We start from the raw sequence: 18,433 nt of genomic DNA on the forward strand, positions 1-18,433 counted from the left end.
CAACACGCCATGACGTGTTGGGCTTCGTCGCGTTGCTCCTTAACCCAACCTACAACTATTCAGGAGCCGGCAGGCGCTTTCGATCCAGCTTGCCACTGGCGGTTTTCGGCAGGCTATCGAGCAGCAGAATACGCGCCGGAATCATGTAGTGCGGCAGCCGTTGTTGCAGCGCGCGGCGAATGGTCATACGGCCCAATCCAGCGCCTTCGCGCAGCTCCACGTACGCCACCAGGCAGGCGTCATCGCCGCTGCCATGCAAGCGCACCGCCGCGTCCTGCACGCCGTCGATACGCCGCAGACAGACTTCGATCTCGCCCAGTTCGATACGAAAGCCGCGTAGCTTGATCTGCTCGTCGCGCCGCCCCAGATAACGGTAGGCATCCTCGCCGACCCGCTGCACGCGGTCACCAGTGCGATACAGCCGGCGACCTTGCCAGGCAATAAAGCTCTGTGCGGTCAGATCCGCGCGCGCCCAGTAGCCGCTGGCCAGCGACGGCCCTTCGATACACAGCTCGCCCTCGCCGCCAATGGCCAAGGCTTCACCCGCCTCGTTCAGCACCCAGTGACGGTAGCCATCCAGGGACTGGCGCAGCAACACGCCCTGCTCGCCGAGCGGCAACTGCACCTGCGCCATCAGCGACCAAACGGTGGCCTCGGTGGGGCCATAGCAATTCCACAGTTGGCCAACCAATGGCACCAGACGCTCGGCCAAGGGCGCATCCAGTGCCTCGCCACCGCACAGCGCAGTCAGCCCAGCGCGTCCCGGCCAGCCGGCCTTGAGCAGCATGCGCCAGAACGCCGGAGTGGCCTGCAAGGTGTTGATTTCGGGATGTTCGGCCAAGAGCCTGAGCAGCGCGTCCGGATCTTTATGTGCCGAGTTGCCAACCACTTCCAGCGCACCGCCGGCCCACAGCGGGCCGAGCATTTCCAGCAGGGAAATATCGAAGGCCGGGGTGGTGATAAACAGCCAGCGGGTGGCGCTGCCCAACTGCAGCCTACGGCTAGCGGCGCTAAGGAAATTGGCCAGGGCGCGGCGGCTGATCACCACCCCCTTGGGCCGCCCGGTGGAGCCCGAGGTAAACATCATATAGGCCGGCAGTTGCTCATCCAGCGCCGGCCAACTCAACTCGCCTCCTTCACCGTCTCGCAGGTGCAGGCTCGGCATGGCAAAGCGGCCTTCACCCCCGGCATCCTGCAACACCAGCGCCAGTTCGGCGTCGTAGGCAATGCCCTGCAAGCGTTCAAGGGGGAACTCCGGGTCCAGCGGTACAAAGCACAGGCCGTTATGCAGACAGGCCAACGTCGCCGCCAACAGGTCAGCCGAGCGCTGCAGGTACAAACCGACCCGCGCGCCCGGCGGCACGCCCCGTGCTGTCAGTTGCGCAGCAATCGCCGCCGTGCGCACGGCCAGGCGTGCATAGCTGTAACGCTGGCCTGCCCAGCCCAACGCCATGGCATCCGCATGCTCGGCGAACACCTGCGCCAGGTGCGTGCCCAGCAGCGGCACGCCGAGGTTCTGTTGCATCACTGTCATGGCTGCACCGCCACGGCAAGCTCGGCCAGTTCACTCAGGTGCCGACGCAGACGCTGCAGCAACTGCTCGCTGAGATCGCCGCGCAGGCAGCCGATCTGCCGCAGGGTCAGGCGGCCATCGAAAATCCCGCCATGCAGGCTGATCAGCTCCGCCGAACGGTTGTCCGCCGCACTCGGCCGGCCCGGTGCGATGGGCAACGGCTGCCAGTCGCCCAGGCCACTGCGCGCACTGCCCAGGTAATTCAACGCCACGGGCGGCAACGGTAAGGGGTTGGGTTCCGCCAGGCTGGCGCGCAATGGCATATAACCGACGCCGTTATCCGGCACCTGGCGCAGCTGCTCGGCGCATTGCGCGATCAGCTGCGCCCAGTCCGCCTGATCATCCAGCACCAGCGGGTACATGCTGGTGAACCAGCCCAGGGTGCGGCTGACATCCAGGCTCGGGTCAATCGACTCGCGGCCATGGCCTTCCAGGAGAATCCACTGACGCTGGCCCAGGCCCATTTCGCTAAGCGTGCGGGTCAAGGCGGCCAGCAACAGGCTGCGCACCTCACAGGCAAATACCTGGGTGGCGTGCTGGCTAAGTTGCTGAGTTAGCGCCGGTTCCAGCTCAAGTAGATGCACCTGGGTCGGCTCGACGCTGATCCAGTCGGCCGGGATGCGATAGTCCATCGCCGCCATGCGCTCGCGCCAAAAGCGCAGTTGCGCGCCGGCTTGCAGCACATAAGCGAGCAGGCCCTGGCCCCATTGCCGATAGCTGCTGGTCTTGGCCGGCAGCGCTTCGCCACGGTGCAGGCGCGCCAAATCATCGGCAAGGATGCGCCAGGACACCGCATCGACCACCAGGTGGTGACAGGCGATAAACAGCCCGCGACCCTGCGGCAGGTTTTCCACCAGCGCCCAGCTCAGGCTACGCCCCAGCATCGGCTCGAAGTGGCTTTGCAGTTCGGTCAGTGCCGCTTGCAAACCGGCTTCGCCCAGTTCGGCGTAATCGAGGATTGCTGGCGCTGCCAGCGGCAGATTCTCCAGGTAACGCTGACTGGTCGGCGTCACCGCCAGGCGCAGGGCATCGTGATGCTGCAACAACTGCTGCAAATAACCGCGCAACTGCGTCACCGCAACGCCCGCAGGCAGGCGCAGCAATACGCCCTGGTTCCAGTGCCGCGGGGTGGCCAGGGGCTGCTCGAAGAACCAGCGCTGAATCGGCTGCAAGGGGAACTCGCCGGTCAGCACACCCTGTTCGGCCTGTACCGCGACCGCCTCACGCTTGCTGCCCAGCACCCGGCACAGGCGGCGTACGGTCTTGGCCTCGAACACTTCCTTGACCGAGCAGGGATAGCCGGCATCGCGCAGGCGCGTGGTCAGCTGGATACTCAGAATCGAATCGCCGCCCAGCTGGAAGAAGTCGCTCTGCACGCCGAGCGGCTGGTTCAGCACGGCCTGCCAGATGGCGAGGATCTCGACTTCGAGCGGGTTGGCCGGCGGCGTATGCTCGCCGCCAGCCGCCAGATCGATCTTCGGCAGCTGGCGCAGGTCGAGCTTGCCATTCGGCGTCAGCGGCATCTGCTCAAGCAGCACCAGGCTACTCGGCACCATATATTCCGGCAGGCGCTGCGCCACGTCATGCAGCACCGCCTCGACCGCCGGCTGAGCTGCACCGGGCTTGAGCGCCGCGTAGGCGACCAGGGCCTGGCGCTGGCCATCGCGCAGCACCAGTACCTTGACCTGTTGCAGCGCCGGGCAGCTAAGAGTCAGCTGGGTTTCGATCTCCCCCGGTTCAATGCGGTAGCCGCGCAGTTTGATCTGCTCATCCAGCCGGCCCAGGTATTCATAGTCACCATTGCCCAGCAGCCGCGCACGGTCGCCGCTGTGGTACAGGCGCAGGGTCACGCCAGCCACGCAGTGTTCGCGGAATGCCGCCGCCGTGCGCTGCGGCTGGTTCAAATAGCCGCGCGCCAGACCGAGGCCGGCCAGGCACAGTTCACCCGGTACGCCGACTGGGCAGAGGTTGCCCAGCTCATCAAGAATCAGCGCCTGCATGCCGTCGATGGGCGTACCTATGCTCAGACTGCTGCCTGGCAGCAAATGCTTGCACAGCGCAGTCACCGTAGCCTCGGTTGGCCCATACATATTGATCAAGCGCACGCGTCCGGCCCAGCGCTCGATCAACCCGGTCGGACAGGCCTCACCGCCGAAGCCGATGGCCTGCAAAGCCGGCAACTCGCGCTCGGGCAGGGTCGCGAGCAAGGCCGTGGGACAGATCATATGGCTGCTGGCGCTGCATTCGAGCTGTTCCAGCAGGCCTTCGTCCGAGTCGCCCCAAATCAGGCTCGCACCCTGGGTCAGCGGCAGTAGCGCACACATATTGCCGGCGTCGAAGGACAGCGACATGCAGTTGAACATGCGCGCCTCGCAGCCCAGTTGCAGGCGCTGGGCATGGTCCTGCAGCAGGTTGACCAGGCTGCCCTGCTCGACCATCACGCCCTTGGGTAAGCCGCTGGAGCCGGAGGTGTAGATCACCTGAGCGAGCTGCTGCGGATCGTGGCCGAGCGCCGGGGTGGTCGGTGGCATGCCGTCCAGCTGCGCCTGCAGGCTGGCATCCTGCAGATCGACCCAGCGCACGCCAGCATCCAATGCGAATGGCGGTTGGCCCTGGCCGACGATCAGCTCAATTCCGGCATCGCCAAGGATGTGTTGCAAGCGTTCACGCGGGTAGGCCGGGTCCAGCGGCACGTAGGCGGCGTTGATTTTCCAGATGGCCATGACCGCCACGGCGAAAGCATTCTCGCGGCGTGCCAGTACGCCCAGCAGCGCACCCGGACCGCAGCCCTGGCTGAGCAGCCAATGCGCCAGGCGATTGGCCCGCGCATCCAGCTCGGCATAGCTTATCGCCTGCTCGCCCACACCCAGCGCCGAGCGCTGCGGATGCAGCCGCGCCATGTCCTCGAACAAGCCCAGTGCCGTGCGCCGATTGGGGTATTCACGAGGCAACGCGGACAGGCGCGCGGCGGTTTGCTGCACCAGTGGCTGATCGAGCAGCGGCAGCGCCCAGATATCCATCTCGGGTTGTTCGACCACAGCGTCCAGCAGCAACAACAGGCGTTCGGCATAACGTTCGACCGTGGCGTGCTCGAACAGCGCCGTGGCGTACAGCCAGTCAACCCGCACCGAGTCCATCAATTCGGTGACCTTGACCGAGATATCGGTCTTGGCCGGCAGCACCGGCGAGGTTTCCTCGACCGCCTGGCAACCGGGAATCAGGTCGTTGAAATCGACCCGCGCCTGGTATACCAGCATGATCTGGAAAATCGGGTTGATCGCCGTATGGCGATCCATGCCCAGCGCTTCGCTAAGCGCCTCGAAGCGGTAAAGCTGGTGGTCGAAGGCCTCCAGATCATCCTTGCGGCAAGCCTGCAGGTAATCGCTAAAACTCTGCCGTTCAGGCAACTGGGTGCGCAGCACCAGGGTGTTGACGAAAAAGCCCACCAGCCCTTCGATATCCGGGCGCTCGCGGTAGGCCAGCGGCGTGCCGATAACGATGTCGCGCTCGCCACTGTGGCGCGCCAGCAGCAGCGCGAACAGCGCATGCAGGCCGATAAAGGGCGAAGTATTGTGGCGCTGGCAGAGCTGTTTGAAACGCGCCCACAGCGCGTTGTCGATAGTCGAGAACACCAGCTCGCCGCCACTGGCCTGATGTGCCGGGCGCGGTTTATCCAGCGGCAGGCTGTGCACATCGGCAATACCGCGCAGGCGCTCGACCCAGAACGGTTTGAACTGCTCGTGATAGTCACGAAACAGCGGCGAATTGAACCAGCTGGCGTAGTCGATGTAGTTCAGCGCCGGCGCTTGCCAGTTCAATGGCTGGCGATTCTGGAAGGCCAGAAACGCGGTTTTGAGGTCAGCAAACATGTTCTTCACCGACCAGCCGTCGGAGATGATGTGGTGCTGGGTGATCAGCAGCACATGCTCACGCGCGCCGAGGCGTAGCAGGTGCACACGGGTCAGCTCGCCCGTGGTGAGGTCGAAGGGCCGATTGATCTCCTCGCGCACCCTTTGCGCCACCTGCGCCTCGCGGCCTTGTGGCTCAAGGGCGGACAAATCCTCAACGTCCAATTGCAGCGGCCGCTGCGGCAAAATCTGCTGTTCGCCACGGCCCTGGGCATTGCGCACAAAGCGCGTGCGCAGGCTGGCGTGGCGCTGCGCCAGCGCATCGAAGGCAAACGCCAGCGCCGGCACATCCAGCTCGCCGGTCAGGCGGAAATACACCGGCATGTTGTACAGGTGCGAGCTTTCCTCGTACTGCTCGATAAACCACAAACCGCTCTGCGACGACGACAGCGGGCCGCTCTCGGCGTGCTGCGCCTGGATCGGTGCGGCAAAGGCGTTGGCGGCAGCTAGGCAGGTGACGATGGCGTCGCGGTTAGCGCGGATCAGCTGGCCCAACTCTGGGGTGATGGCGTCCTTGCTCGACTGGGAAACCAGCTGGCCCTGAGCATTCAGACTCAGCTGCACGCCCTGGCGGGCCAGCTGGTTCAGCAGGCCGATGATATTAGTGCTCATGTGCGTCCTCTCAGTCAGTCAGGCTTGCGCCGCCGTCGACCACTATGTCTTGCAGGGTGATGTGGCTGGCCAGGCTGGAGGCCAGGAACAGCACAACGCTGGCGACCTCTTCCGGGGTGGCGATTTTCTGCAGCGGGATGCCCAGCTTGAACTGCTCGGGAAAGCCGGCGATGGTGCGCGCCGGCGCGTCACTGCTGTGCCACATGCCGCGCTGCATCGGTGTGTCAGTGGAGCCCGGCGACACGAGGTTGCAGCGCACACCATGGGTCGCCAGCTCCAGGCCGGCGGTGCGGATCAGACTGCTCAGCGCCGCCTTGGACGCGCTGTAGGCAGCCATCTGCATGCGCGGCACATGCGCCGCGTTACTGCTCACCGCCACCACTGCGCCACGCCGCCAGGCCTTGAAGCGTGGCATCAGCTGACGCAGCAGGTAGAACGGCCCGGAGACATTCACCCGCAGGCAGGCGTCCCAGTCCTCCAGTGCCAGCTCCTCAATCGGTGCCAGACGCAGCACGCCGGCAACACTGGCCAGCACATCGATCACCCCGTGGGCCCCCAGCAGCTCAAAGCAGGCCTGCTGCACCGCCTGGGCATCGCCAATATCCAGCACATAGCGGGTAAAGCCGTAATTCTGCTCGGGGAAGCTCAAATCGAAGCCGATCACCTGCCCGCCCAACTGGGCAAACCCCTCCGCCACGCTGCGGCCAATGCCCTGGCCGGCACCGGTGACCCAGATGGTCTGACCGCTGAAATCCATTTGTCTGTTGATTTGCATGACGCTTCCTTACCAAACCTGTTCCACCTGCGCCTCGCTCTGCAGCACGCGGCTGTCGAGGAAGTGGCAGAAGTCCGCCAGCCGCGGGTGATCGAAAACATCGGAGACCTTCACCGCCGTGCCGAACTCACTGGCCAGGCGGTTGACGATCTGGATGGTCTGCAGCGACTGCCCGCCCAGCTCGAAGAAATTGTCGGCGGCCTGAATCGAACTGACGCCGAGAATCTGCTGCCAGATGCTGCGCACCCGTTGCTGGGTCTCATCGTCCAGCGCCTGCTCGCGTGAGCCTTGCAGGTACTCCGTCTGCAGGCGCTTGCGGTCGAGCTTGTTGGTCGCGGTGCGCGGCAACGCCGGGTAGTGCCGGTAGTCGGTCGGCACCATGGCCGCCGGCAGCAGCTTGGCCAGCTCCTGGCGAATGCCGCGCACGTCGTCACGCGGACCACTGATAAAGGCCACCAGCCGGCGCAGCCCGCTGCCCAGTTCCAGGCCCTGCACGCAAGCCTCATCGACGCCGCTCAAGGCCAGCAGACGCGACTCGACTTCGCCGGGCTGGATGCGATAGCCGCTGATCTTGAATTCGTTATCCAGACGGCCGAGGTAAACCAGACGGCCTTCCTCTATCCGCACCCGGTCACCAGTGCGGTAGACCGGCGTCTGTTGCGCGCCGATCAGCAAGCTGGCAAAGGCTTGCGAATCGCTGCCCAGGTAGCCATTGGCCAATTGCGCGCCGCACAGCACCAGCTCGCCCTCCTCGGCCGGACGTTTGCCACGGCCCAGCACCAGCGCCGTGACAGCGGCCAGCGGCTGACCAATCGGCAGGCTATCGCCGCCCGGCGCAACGCCTTGCAGATCGCAGGTGCTCGCCACCACCGTGGTTTCGGTCGGGCCATATGTATTGATCAGGCGAATCGCTGGCGGGGCCATGCGCTGCCAGGCCGTCAGTTGTTCGGGATAGACCGCCTCGCCGCCGATGATGACGCTCTTCAACCCACCCGGCACCTGTACCAGGCCGGCGCGCAGAGCCACTACCCACTCGTTCCAGAACGCGGTCGGCAGATCGAGCACGCTGATTGCCAGTTGCTCGAGACCCTCGACAAAAGCGCTGATCGACTCCAGCAGCGCATCAGTACGCAGCACCAGCGTCGCGCCGGCGCTGAGGCTGACAAATACCTCCTCAATGCTGGCGTCGAAGTTGAACGGGGCGAACTGCAGCATGCGGTCCGAGGCATCCACGCCATAGCGCAGGCGCGCCGCCTGAATAAAGTGGTCCAGCGCGCGGTGGCTGATTTCCACACCCTTGGGCGTGCCGGTAGAGCCGGAGGTGAACATCAGGTAGGCCGCTGCCTCGCCCTGACGCGGCGCGCAGAGGCGCTTGGCGCTGTGCAGCACGCCAGCCAGTTCGATTGGGCCGCTGTAGCTATCGGCCAGGCGATGGCGGAACGCCGCCTCGGTGACCACCAGGGCCAGCTGCGCGGTGGTGCAGATCAGCCGCTGGCGTTCGCCAGGCTGCTCCGGATCGAGCGGTACATACACCGCCCCGGCCAGCAGCACGCCGAGCTGCACGACAATCGCCTCAAGGCTGCGACTGAGCATCGCCCCGACCCGCTCGCCCGGCTGTACGCCACGTTCACTCAAGGCGGCGGCGATGGTTTCGGCCTGCGCCTGCAATTCACCGTAACTGAGTCGGCGCTCGCCCTGGCACAGCGCCAGGTGCTGCGGCTGCCGTTCGGCCTGAGCGCGAATGGCCAACAGCACGCAACCGACCTCGGCCATTACGGCCTGCTCGGCGGTCGGCGCGCTCAGCAAATGTTGCGCGCGGTACTGCGCGCTCCAGGCGCTCAGCAACTGATCACGCGGCTGTTGCGGGGCCTGCAACCAGGCGGCCAGCAGGCTGAACAATTCCTCCTGCAGCGCGCGTACCTGCGCCTGGCTGTAGCACGCCGGGTTGGCGTCGTAATCCAGCAGCGGCAAACCGTTAGCCCCCAGGTGCACTTCCAGGGTCAGGTCTTCCACCGGGCCGGCGCTCAGGCTTATGGTCCGCGCCGGACAGTCACCGAAGGTCTGCGGCCGGTCGAACGGCATGATATTGATCAGCGGGCCGAACAGGCGCTGCTCGCCGCCAACCCGACCGAGGTCGCGACGCAGTGACTCGTAGCGGTAGTGCTGATGCTTGCGGCTGCTGCGGCGCAGCTTGCCGATGCTCTGCGCAGCTTCGAGCAGGTTGACCTGATCACTCAGATCGAGGCACAGCGGTGCGATGTTCATCTGCATGCAGGGCACGTTGAAGGAGGCCGAACCCATGCGGTTCATCACCATCAGACCGAACACCTGGGCGGCGCTGCCACTGACCTGGCGCAACTGCGCCGACAGTGCGGCCAGCAGCAAGTCTGGCCAGCCGAGCTTGTTGGCCTCGGCCAGTTGATTAAGGGCCTGCCACAGCGCCGGCGGAAACACTGCCGAATGACGAAGGAAGGTCGCCGAAATCGGCGCGACACGCTCGCTAAAGCTGACTGCCTCGGGCAGCGCACCCAGCTGTTCACACCAGTAGTCGCGGGCTGCAGCCGTGCGGCCCTGGCTTTCGCGCTCGGCGTCTTCCGCAAGTACTGCGGCGTAGTCGCCGAACTCGCAAGGCGCGGCTGGTTCACCGCGCGTTGCCGCGCCATACAGCTCGGCAACGCGCTGATAGAGCAGGTTGCTGCCATAACCATCGAGGGCGATGTGGTGAATGCAGCCGTAGAGAAAATCCGCCTGCTCGCCCTGCAACAGGGTGAAGCGGCATGGCTGCTCGCGTTCCAGATCGAACGGCTGGCGAATCTCGGCCATGCCCCACTGCTGCACCCAGGCCTGGGCATCGACGCCGACCGGTATTTGCACCTGCGCCACACTGAGCGGCAGTTCGGCAGGGTTGAACCACAGCTGCTCGCCATCGACCACGAAATGCCCGGACAGCGCTTCGCACTCACTGACCGCCTGGCGCAGCGCGGCGATCAGCGGTGCCGCCTGGATCTTGCCGGCGAAGGCGATGCATTCGGCGGTGTTGAACATGGCGCGGTCTTCATTCAGCACATAGCCGTGCCACAGGCCCTGTTGGGCGACTCCCAAGCGCCTCATGCGGCACCGCCGTGTTGTTCGATCAGGCTCCACCAGCCGTTCAGCGTCGGCGTCTTGGCCAGGTCGGTAAAGCTCAGTTCCAGACCTTGCGCGCGCCACTCACTGAGCAGCGCCATCACCTGGATCGAGTCCAGGCCATAGTCGAGCAGGTTCTCGTCGGGATCGAAGGGTTCGTCCAGTTCATCCAGCAGACTCAGCAGGCGCGCCTGCAAGGCGGCGCGGGTCAACGCCGGAGCGCCCGCGCGGCCCAAGTTGAGCACATCGGCGCAGCGAATCACCTGGCCGCAGCGGGTCGCCACATAATTCAGCGCCATCTGGTGGTCGGCCTGGTTAAAGTCGGCTACGCCATCGGCCAGCAGGAACGGCTGAATGTCGCGCATAAAAGCGTCGCAAGCGGTCATCAGGCAGCCGATATGGGCGTAGATGCCGCCGATGATCAGTTGGTCGCGCCCCAGTTCCTTGAGCATGTGCTCCAGCGGCGAGCGCTGAAAGGCGCTGTAGCGCCACTTCACCAGCACCGTATCGTCGGGCTCCGGGGCCAGCCCGACGATGATCGCCTGGCGCTCGGGGTGCTGGGTAATGCCCGGCCCCCACATGTCGTTGAGCAAAGCCCGCTCGGCGTCGCTTTGCACGCCGGGCTGGGCGGTGTAGACCACTGGAATGCCCAAGGCCTTGCACTGCGCACGCACCGCTGCCAGACATTCGACCAAGGCCTGAACGAAGGCGCTGTCGGCCTCCCAGAAGTCGGCGAAGTACGCCTGCATATCGTGAATCAACAACACCGCGCGGGCCGGATCAAGCGTCCACTTGACCTTGTTGGGCGTCCATTCGCTGGGGATGCTGTAGGGCTGCAGAGCCGGGATAGCCATGAGGGGATTTCCTTATTCAGTAGGAGCTAATTCAGTAGGAGCCAGATGCGCCGCAATACGCTGGCGCAGACGGGTCTTGTCGACCTTGCCGACGGCGGTCATGGGCAGCCTGTCGAGGTGTTCGAAACGGTCGGGCAGCTTGTAGTCGGCCAGGCCCAGGCCACGTAGAAACTTGCGCAAGGCGATGCTCTTGAGCGCCGGGTCACGGCTGACCACAAAGGCGCAACTCTTCTCGCCCAGCGACGTGTCGGGCATCGCCACCAGCGCTGCATGGGTGATTGCCGGGTGCGCCATCAGCAGGTTTTCCACTTCTTCGGCGGCGATCTTCTCGCCACCGCGATTGATCTGGTCCTTGATCCGCCCGACCACCTCCAGATAGCCATCGGCGCGCAGTCGCACCAGATCGCCAGAACGGTAGAAACCCTCGGCATCGAAGGCCTGGGCGTTGTGTTCGGGGCTCTGGAAATAACCGCGAATGGTGTACGGGCCACGGGTCAGCAGCGCGCCGATCTCACCGACCGCCACCGGGTTGCCGGCGCGGTCGAGCACGCGCACTTCATCCGCTGGGCTCATCGGGCAACCCTGAGTGCCATAGACGTGCGCCTCGTCATCATCGAGACGGGTGTAATTGACCAGCCCCTCGGCCATGCCGAACACCTGCTGCAGGCGACAACCCAGTTCGCTGCCGATGCGCTGTGCCTGCGCCTCCGGCAAGCGCGCGCCACCGACCTGCAACAGTTGCAGGCTGGCCAGTTCTGCCGCTCTCCCGCTAGCGGCCTGCAACCACAGCGACAGTGCCGGCGGCACCAAGGCGCTGACATTCACTTGGTGGCGGGCGATTAGCGGGAAGCAGGTCGCCGGCCCCGGATCGGCCGCCAGCACCACGCAACCGCCGGCATGCAATACCCCCAGCGCGCCAGGCGAGCTCAAGGCAAAGTTGTGCGCGGCCGGCAGCGCGCAGAGATAGCGGGTGTGGCGGTCGAACGCGCAGATTTCCACGCTGCGGCGCACGCTATAGGCGTAATCGTCATGAGTGCGCGGAATCAGTTTCGGCGTGCCGGTGCTGCCTCCGGAAAGCTGGAAGAACGCCACCTGATCGGCTGGCGTCGGCGCATAGGCGCGCAGCGCGGCAGTCGGCCGCAACCAGGCGCTCAGCGAACGCGCAGGGTCGGCATCACCATCGAGCAGCAGCGTATCTAGCTCAGGGATAACGACCTGCAATTCGTCGAGGAAACTATCATCGACAAACAGCGGATGCTGGCGACTGCCGATAAACAGCCGCGGGCGGATCTGTCCGGCGTAGGCCAGTAGCTCCAGGCGGCTATGGCTGAACAGCGCGTTGACCGGGGCAATACCCGCCTTGAGCAGGGCAAAGAAGACGATATAGAACTCAGCTTGATTACCCAGCTGGACCAACGCCCGATCACCCGGAGCGAAGCCCTGATTGGCCAGGCGCTGAGCCAGATGAGCGGCCTGCGCAGCCACGTCGGCATAGCTCAGCTGGCGATCACCACAGATCAGCGCTATAGCCTCGGGCTGCGTTTGCACCTGAGCTTCAAGCAGTTGCGTCAGCGGCTCACCGCGCCAGTAGCCGGCCTGGCGATAGCGCGCGGCAAATTCCGCCGGCCAGGGCGTGAACGGCACCAGACTCATAGTGCCTCCCGTTCCAGACCGAAGGCCGAGAGCATGGTGCCGAGCTTGTTGCCGGTCTCCAGCCACTCCGATTCCGGACAGGACGCGGTAACCAGCCCCGCGCCGGCAAACAGACTGACCCGCGTGTGTTCGACGATGCCGCAGCGGATCACCACCGCCCATTCGCCGTTGCCATCGGCATCACTCCAACCGACGATGCCGCCAAATACGCCGCGATCAAACGGTTCCAGTTCGGCGATCAGGCGCTTGGCCGCCGCCGTCGGGAAGCCGCACAGCGCCGGCGTCGGATGCAGACGACAGGCCAGGCTCAGCGCCGATGCAGGCGTATCCAGCTCGCCAGCGATCTGCGTCGACAAATGCCAGAGCCGCGCGGTTTTCAACAACGAAGGTGCATCGGCTACGTTCAGACTGCGGCACAGCGGGCGCAATTGGCGATCCAGCTCCTGGATTACCAGACGATGCTCGTACAGGTCCTTGGTCGATTGCAGTAGCGTCTGCGCTACCAACGCATCAGCAGCTGGGTCAGCCAGGCGCTTGGCTGAGCCGGCCAGTGGATTGGAGGTAAAGTGCCGACCGTGTTGACGCAGCAACAGCTCGGGGCTGGCGCCGATCAGCACGCCGCCATCCGGCAAATCCATGGAAAAGTGGTAAGCCTCGGGGTTCTGCTGGCGCAGCCCCTGGAACACCGTGGCGGCGCAGGGTGCGTTGTCGAACTCCAGCTGCAATAGCCGCGACAGCACCACCTTGCTCACCTGGCCGCCACGCAACACTTCAACCGCTCGGCCGACAGCTTGTTTGAAACCAGCCTGATCTGGCTGCTCGGTACATTGGCGGGCCTTGCCGCAGGGTAAACCGCAAACCCTGGTCGGCGGTGCGACTGGCAACAGGCGCGAAACGTGGCGCGGGACAAACAAACTGGACGGCTGCTGCTTGTCGAAGGGAATCACCCCGACCACCAGCGGCTGATTCAAACCCGCGGCCTTGGCCTGGGCAAAGGCCGCTGCTACTGCCCGTTCAACGCCGTGACCATCCTCACCTGCCGGTGTTTCGATGGCCTGGAAACAACCGCTGGCCTCAACCCCGCCCTCGGGGGAATAGAACCTATAAGTGGGTGCATAGATATCACTCCACGGGGAGCCCCCACGAGCGACACGCGTCAATGCATTCACTCCAACCTCCATATTTAACGCTAATACGAACAATTAGCATTTACATAAAAAGGCAAAGCTAACCACTCGCAGAAGTTGCGTCAATTTATTTCTAAGGCTCTAGCCCGAGGGTTACTGAGACAAAACGGTGGGATTTGCAGCCATCCGCAGCGAATCTGCAGCCCCTATGCGGCTTTGGCCAACAAGTGCAGCGATCCCGTCTGGGTGAATAAGCGGAGTGATTTAGCCAATCTGCCAACGACATCGCAGCACTGACACCGGGCGGGAACCTCTACTTGCCCCGCCCTGCCAGGATGCGCGTTGCGCCCTGGGTTTTCTGGCAGTACCAAAACACCCGGCTGACCCCACGGGTGATCGCCACGTAGGCCAGGCGCAGACTTTCATCCTGCATGGCCTGGTCGTAGCTGTTGCTGAAGAAGCCGGAGTAGGCATACAGCGCATTGCGCAGCGGATGCGGTTCGGGAGGGTGGCAGTCGTCGAGGATGATTGCCACTTCGGCCTGCAGGCCCTTGGCGCGATGAATGGTGTAGGCCTTGACCGGAAGTTTCTTGCCCAGCTGCGCGGTGATGGCCTGCAGCGGTTCGTTGCGCCGGCTGAGCAGCAGTACGGCATTGCGTTCACGGCTGTTGCGCTCGGCCGCATAGGCGCACTGCTCGCTGATCTGTTTAAGCAGCTCCGGCAGGCGCGCCTTGCTGTCGAAACGCTGGATCAGGCGCACACCATGATCGCCCGGCTGGGTGGCCTTGATCGCCTGACTGGCCTTTGCCTGTTTATGTTGCACGCCGCCCAGCAGCGCTTCGGCGTCGCGGATAATCGGCTCAGTCGAACGGTAGTTGTTGGCCAGGGCCAGCACCGCGCTGCGCTTGGCTTTGCCTTTACCAGGAAAGTGTCGATCAAAGTCGATAAACAGCTCCGGCGAGCTGCCGCGCCAACCGTAGATCGACTGCCAGTCATCGCCGATGGCCATCAAGCTGACGGTTGTGCCTTGCCCGGCCAGCGTACGCTGCACGGCCTGCAGCCACTGGACGATCTGCGGTGAGATGTCCTGAAATTCGTCGATCAGCAGATGGCTGAAGGGCGCCAGCAACTGCACCGAAACGCCCTGCCCGCCAGCGCTCAACCGCGCCGTCAGCTGGGCAAAGGCACCATTAAAGGTCATCAGTCCCTGCGTCTGCAGAGAACGCTCGAAGTACGGCCAGAACAGCAGCAGCGCTTCGCTAAATTCACGTACAGCAGTCGGGCCCGTCAGTATCTGCGGCTGCAGCGCTGACACCTCAATACCGATGCTCTCGGCAAACCCGGCCTGAGCGTAGAACGCCTCATACAGCGGCGCAGCACTGAACTCGCCTGCCAGCTTGTAGGCATCCAATGGCGCCTTGGGCAGGCGCTTACCCGTATCGGCTGGCGGCGGCAACTGCAGCAGGCTGTGCACCTTTTGCCGAAACGCCGGCTGCTCGGCATAGCACTGCTGATAGGCCTGTTTGAGCAGACGCTGCTGGGCCGGTCGCAGCCGTGCGGCGCTCAGAGGGTTATCCAGTTCGCGGCTCGCCGCCTGCGGGTCATCCAGCTGTTCGAACCAGCGCGGGTTATCCAGCACGCTCTTGGCCACGCTGCCCATAGCCGAGTGGAAGGTGCGCACGCACTGGCGTGCCTGCACGGCATCGAAGGGATAGTTGAAGAAGCCCAACACCTTGAGCAGCTGTTCGCGCAGCTCGGCACAGGAGGCATTGGTAAAGGAAATCACCGTCAGTTGCTCGGGCTTGATGCGCAGGTGACAGAGCATAAACACCACCCGCAGCACCAACGTGGTGGACTTGCCCGAGCCGGCACCGGCGAAGATGCGCGTCAGCGGATGATTACTAAGAATCATCGCCCACTGCTCAGCCGATGGCGCGCTAAGCAAACCGGCCGTCACCGCTCGCGCCACCTGTTCGCGCATGGCCTGGCTCTGCGTAGCCTCGACCGCCAGCATGGCTGGTCCGTAAATGCCTTGGATACGCGGTTTACTCGCCGCGCGGCGCGGTTTAGCCGGCAGCTTCGCACTAGCAGATTGGCCCTTGGCAGGCGCTTTTTTCGCCCGAGGTGCAGGCTTGTTTAGCGGCGCAGCCGCTTCACGCTCGGCGCGCAGATAGGCAGTGGTATGGGGGAAGTAGCGCGCCAGGGCGGCGGACAACAGCCGCTTGTAGCGCTGAACAGCAGATGGCATTCGCGACCCAGTCGAATAGATAGATCGTTGAATGATAAGTGCTTTTTACAGGGAACTGGCGACTGAGCGGTGAGAAATCGCAGCGCCTCTCACCGCTCATTTCACCCAGCGGGTGTCAGTCGAGCATGCCGATATAGCGCGGGTGGCTGGCAACCCGCGCCAGCCAGGTGCGGATGGCCGGATAGGGGGTCAGGTCGAAGCCGCCTTCGTCCGCCACGTGGGTGTAGGCATACAGCGCGATATCGGCAATCGAGAAGTTCTCCCCGACCAGATACGGCGTGCGCTGCAGCTGCTTCTCCATCACCTTGAGCGCTTTGTGCCCGCGCACATGGCACTCCTCGTACTCACTGCGGCGCGCTTCAGGCAGGCCCTGATAGAGCTGGATAAAACGCGCCACCGCGACGTAAGGCTCGTGGCTGTATTGCTCGAAGAACTGCCACTGCAGCACCTGGGTGCGCAGGCGCGGCTCGGTGGGCAGAAACGCGCTGCCATCGGCGAGGAAGTTGAGGATGGCATTGGACTCCCACAGACAGGTGCCGTCTTCCAGCTCCAGCACCGGGATCTTGCCGTTGGGGTTCTTGGCCAGGAAGGCGTCGCTCTGGGTCTCGCCCTTGAGGATATCGATCGGTATCCACTCATAGGGCTGATCCAGCAGGTGCAACATCAGCTTGATCTTGTAGCAGTTGCCCGAGCGGTAATCGCCATAAACCTTGTACATATCGCCCTCCTCCTAACCTGCTTGAACGTGTGGACTAGCTTGCTTGCGCCTGACGAATCACCTCGGCCAGGCGTTTGAGGCCTTCGCTCAAACGCTCGGGTGCGACGTGGCTGAAGTTAAGTCGCAAATGGCCCGGATGAGCGTCCGGGTCGATAAAGAAGGGTTCGCCCGGCATAAACGCCACGTTCTGCGCCAGCGCCGGTGCCAGCAGCGTGCGAGTGTCCAGCGGCTGCTTGAGGGTCAACCAGAAGAACAGCCCGCCCTGGGGAATCTGCCAGTCGGCCAGGTCGCTGAAATGCTCTTCCAGCACCGCCTGCATGGCATCTCGACGGATGCGGTAGAAGTCGCGCAGCTCGGCCAAGTGGCCACGGTACTTCTCGCTGCCCAGCCACTGCAGCGCCTGCCACTGACCAATGCGGTTGGTGTGCAGGTCGGCCGACTGCTTGAGGCGCAGCAAATAGGGGAACAGATCCGGGGTGGCAATCAGATAGCCAACGCGCAGGCCTGGCAGCAGGGTTTTCGACACGGTGCCGGTGTAGATCCAGCTGGCCTTCTGCAGGCGGCTGACAATCGGCGTGGCGCTGCCAGCATCGAACACCAGCTCACGATAGGGTTCGTCTTCGATCAGGGTCACGCCAAACTCGTCGAGCAGCGCCGCCACGGCGTCGCGCTTGGCTTCGCTGTAGCGCACCGCCGACGGATTCTGGAATGTTGGGATCAGGTAGGCGAAAGCCGGTTTATGGTTTTCCAGACGCTGACGCAAGGCCTCGATCTGCGGGCCATCGGTTTCCTGCGGCACGGCGATGCAATCGGCACCGAACAGCTGGAAGGCCTGCAGCGCGGCGAGGTAGGTCGGCGCTTCAAGCAGCACTTCGGTGCCCGGATCGATAAACAGCTTGCTGGCCAGATCCAGCGTTTGCTGCGAGCCGCTGACGATCAGCACCTGGCTGGCATCGCAGGGCACGCCAAGGGCACGGGCTTCGGCGGCAATCGCCTCACGCAGCGCCGGCTCGCCTTCGCTCATGCCGTATTGACCCATGCTCACCGGCATCTCAGCCCATTCGACCTTCGGCAACATGGGTTCGGCCGGCAGGCCGCCAGCAAATGACATGACTTCCGGACGCTGCGCCGCGGCGAGGATTTCACGGATCAGGGAGCTTTTCAGGCGGGCAACACGTTCGGAGAAGGCCATGGATATCACCGGTAGCAAAGGCAAATAAAAATAGGTCAAACTGTTTGACCGAAATTCTGTTTGCCTGAAACTACGACGACCACCGCAGATACGTCAATAGGCTTGACCTTAATGCTGGATCTCAAAAGCACAATCACTCAGCAAACCGCCATGGAAGCCTTCTTCTTCGGCTACCAGGCCTTCACCGCCAAAGCCGATGAAATGCTCGCACGTCGCGGGCTGTCGCGGGTGCACCACCGCATTCTGTTCTTTATCGCCAAATACCCCGGCCTGAGCATAAAAGAGCTGTTGGGCTATCTGGATGTGAGCAAGCAGGCGCTGAATACTCCGCTGCGCCAGTTGCTGGAAATGGATCTGGTGCAAAGCCTGACCGCCGAAGACGACAAGCGCAAACGCCTGCTTGGCTTTACTCCTGAAGGCGCCAAGCTGGAACAGGCGCTGCGCCGCGAACAGGCCCGGTTGCTACAGCGGACCTTCGGCGAAGTGGGTGATGACGCGGTGCAGGGCTGGCTCAAGGTCAACCAGGCGCTGGCGGGGCGCTAAAACCACACGCTTAGCCCTGGGTAGCCCGGATGCAATCCGGGGCGCATGTCAGGCCGCTTGAGTGGTCCCGGATTGCATCCGGGCTACGGACTGTACTGCCGCAC

11 protein-coding genes are annotated in these 18,433 nt (G+C 63.8%); 1 reads left to right on the plus strand and 10 read right to left on the minus strand.

Features of this window, described 5'->3' with window-relative positions; translation table 11 throughout:
• Positions 1 to 55: 55 nt before the first annotated feature.
• The 10 genes from Q8M42_RS16160 to Q8M42_RS16205 all read right to left on the minus strand — a co-directional run bounded on the left by Q8M42_RS16160 (position 56) and on the right by Q8M42_RS16205 (position 17,786).
• Complete coding sequence (locus tag Q8M42_RS16160; protein WP_304868650.1) at positions 56 to 1,534, minus strand: amino acid adenylation domain-containing protein; 1,479 nt, start codon at positions 1,532 to 1,534, stop codon at positions 56 to 58.
• Positions 1,531 to 6,093 carry a non-ribosomal peptide synthetase gene (locus Q8M42_RS16165; RefSeq protein ID WP_304868652.1) on the minus strand — a complete coding sequence of 1,521 codons (4,563 nt, stop codon included), beginning with the start codon at positions 6,091 to 6,093 and terminating at the stop codon, positions 1,531 to 1,533. Before Q8M42_RS16165 ends, Q8M42_RS16160 begins: the two co-directional genes overlap by 4 nt.
• A gap of 10 nt (positions 6,094 to 6,103) precedes the next feature.
• A complete protein-coding gene (gene dhbA, locus Q8M42_RS16170; RefSeq protein ID WP_370692732.1) occupies positions 6,104 to 6,868 on the minus strand; it encodes a 2,3-dihydro-2,3-dihydroxybenzoate dehydrogenase in 765 nt (254 codons plus the stop codon).
• Between the two features lie 9 nt (positions 6,869 to 6,877).
• Positions 6,878 to 9,979 carry an amino acid adenylation domain-containing protein gene (locus Q8M42_RS16175; protein WP_304868654.1) on the minus strand — a complete coding sequence of 1,034 codons (3,102 nt, stop codon included), beginning with the start codon at positions 9,977 to 9,979 and terminating at the stop codon, positions 6,878 to 6,880.
• Complete coding sequence (locus tag Q8M42_RS16180) at positions 9,976 to 10,848, minus strand: isochorismatase family protein (protein ID WP_304868656.1); 873 nt, start codon at positions 10,846 to 10,848, stop codon at positions 9,976 to 9,978. The genes Q8M42_RS16175 and Q8M42_RS16180 overlap by 4 nt, the downstream gene beginning before the upstream one ends.
• A 12-nt stretch (positions 10,849 to 10,860) precedes the next feature.
• The gene (locus Q8M42_RS16185) at positions 10,861 to 12,501 is read right to left on the minus strand and encodes a (2,3-dihydroxybenzoyl)adenylate synthase (RefSeq protein ID WP_304868658.1); all 1,641 of its coding nucleotides are present in this window, start codon (positions 12,499 to 12,501) and stop codon (positions 10,861 to 10,863) included.
• Positions 12,498 to 13,670 carry an isochorismate synthase MenF gene (locus tag Q8M42_RS16190; RefSeq protein WP_304868660.1) on the minus strand — a complete coding sequence of 391 codons (1,173 nt, stop codon included), beginning with the start codon at positions 13,668 to 13,670 and terminating at the stop codon, positions 12,498 to 12,500. The genes Q8M42_RS16185 and Q8M42_RS16190 overlap by 4 nt, the downstream gene beginning before the upstream one ends.
• 271 nt (positions 13,671 to 13,941) lie before the next feature.
• Positions 13,942 to 15,876, minus strand: coding sequence for a DEAD/DEAH box helicase (locus Q8M42_RS16195; protein ID WP_304868662.1), 1,935 nt, complete (start codon positions 15,874 to 15,876; stop codon positions 13,942 to 13,944).
• Between the two features lie 115 nt (positions 15,877 to 15,991).
• The gene (locus Q8M42_RS16200) at positions 15,992 to 16,594 is read right to left on the minus strand and encodes a glutathione S-transferase family protein (protein ID WP_304868664.1); all 603 of its coding nucleotides are present in this window, start codon (positions 16,592 to 16,594) and stop codon (positions 15,992 to 15,994) included.
• 34 nt (positions 16,595 to 16,628) lie between these two features.
• Positions 16,629 to 17,786, minus strand: a complete 1,158-nt coding sequence (locus Q8M42_RS16205) for a PLP-dependent aminotransferase family protein (protein ID WP_304868666.1) — start codon at positions 17,784 to 17,786, stop codon at positions 16,629 to 16,631.
• A gap of 111 nt (positions 17,787 to 17,897) precedes the next feature.
• Here Q8M42_RS16205 and Q8M42_RS16210 point away from each other — a divergent pair, with 111 nt between their 5' ends.
• Positions 17,898 to 18,329 (plus strand): MarR family winged helix-turn-helix transcriptional regulator, encoded by a 432-nt coding sequence (locus Q8M42_RS16210; protein WP_304868668.1) that lies wholly within the window; start codon positions 17,898 to 17,900, stop codon positions 18,327 to 18,329.
• Positions 18,330 to 18,433 lie beyond the last annotated feature (104 nt).

This window comes from Pseudomonas sp., assembly GCF_030684895.1.
In the GTDB taxonomy this organism is placed as follows: Bacteria; Pseudomonadota; Gammaproteobacteria; order Pseudomonadales; family Pseudomonadaceae; genus Aquipseudomonas.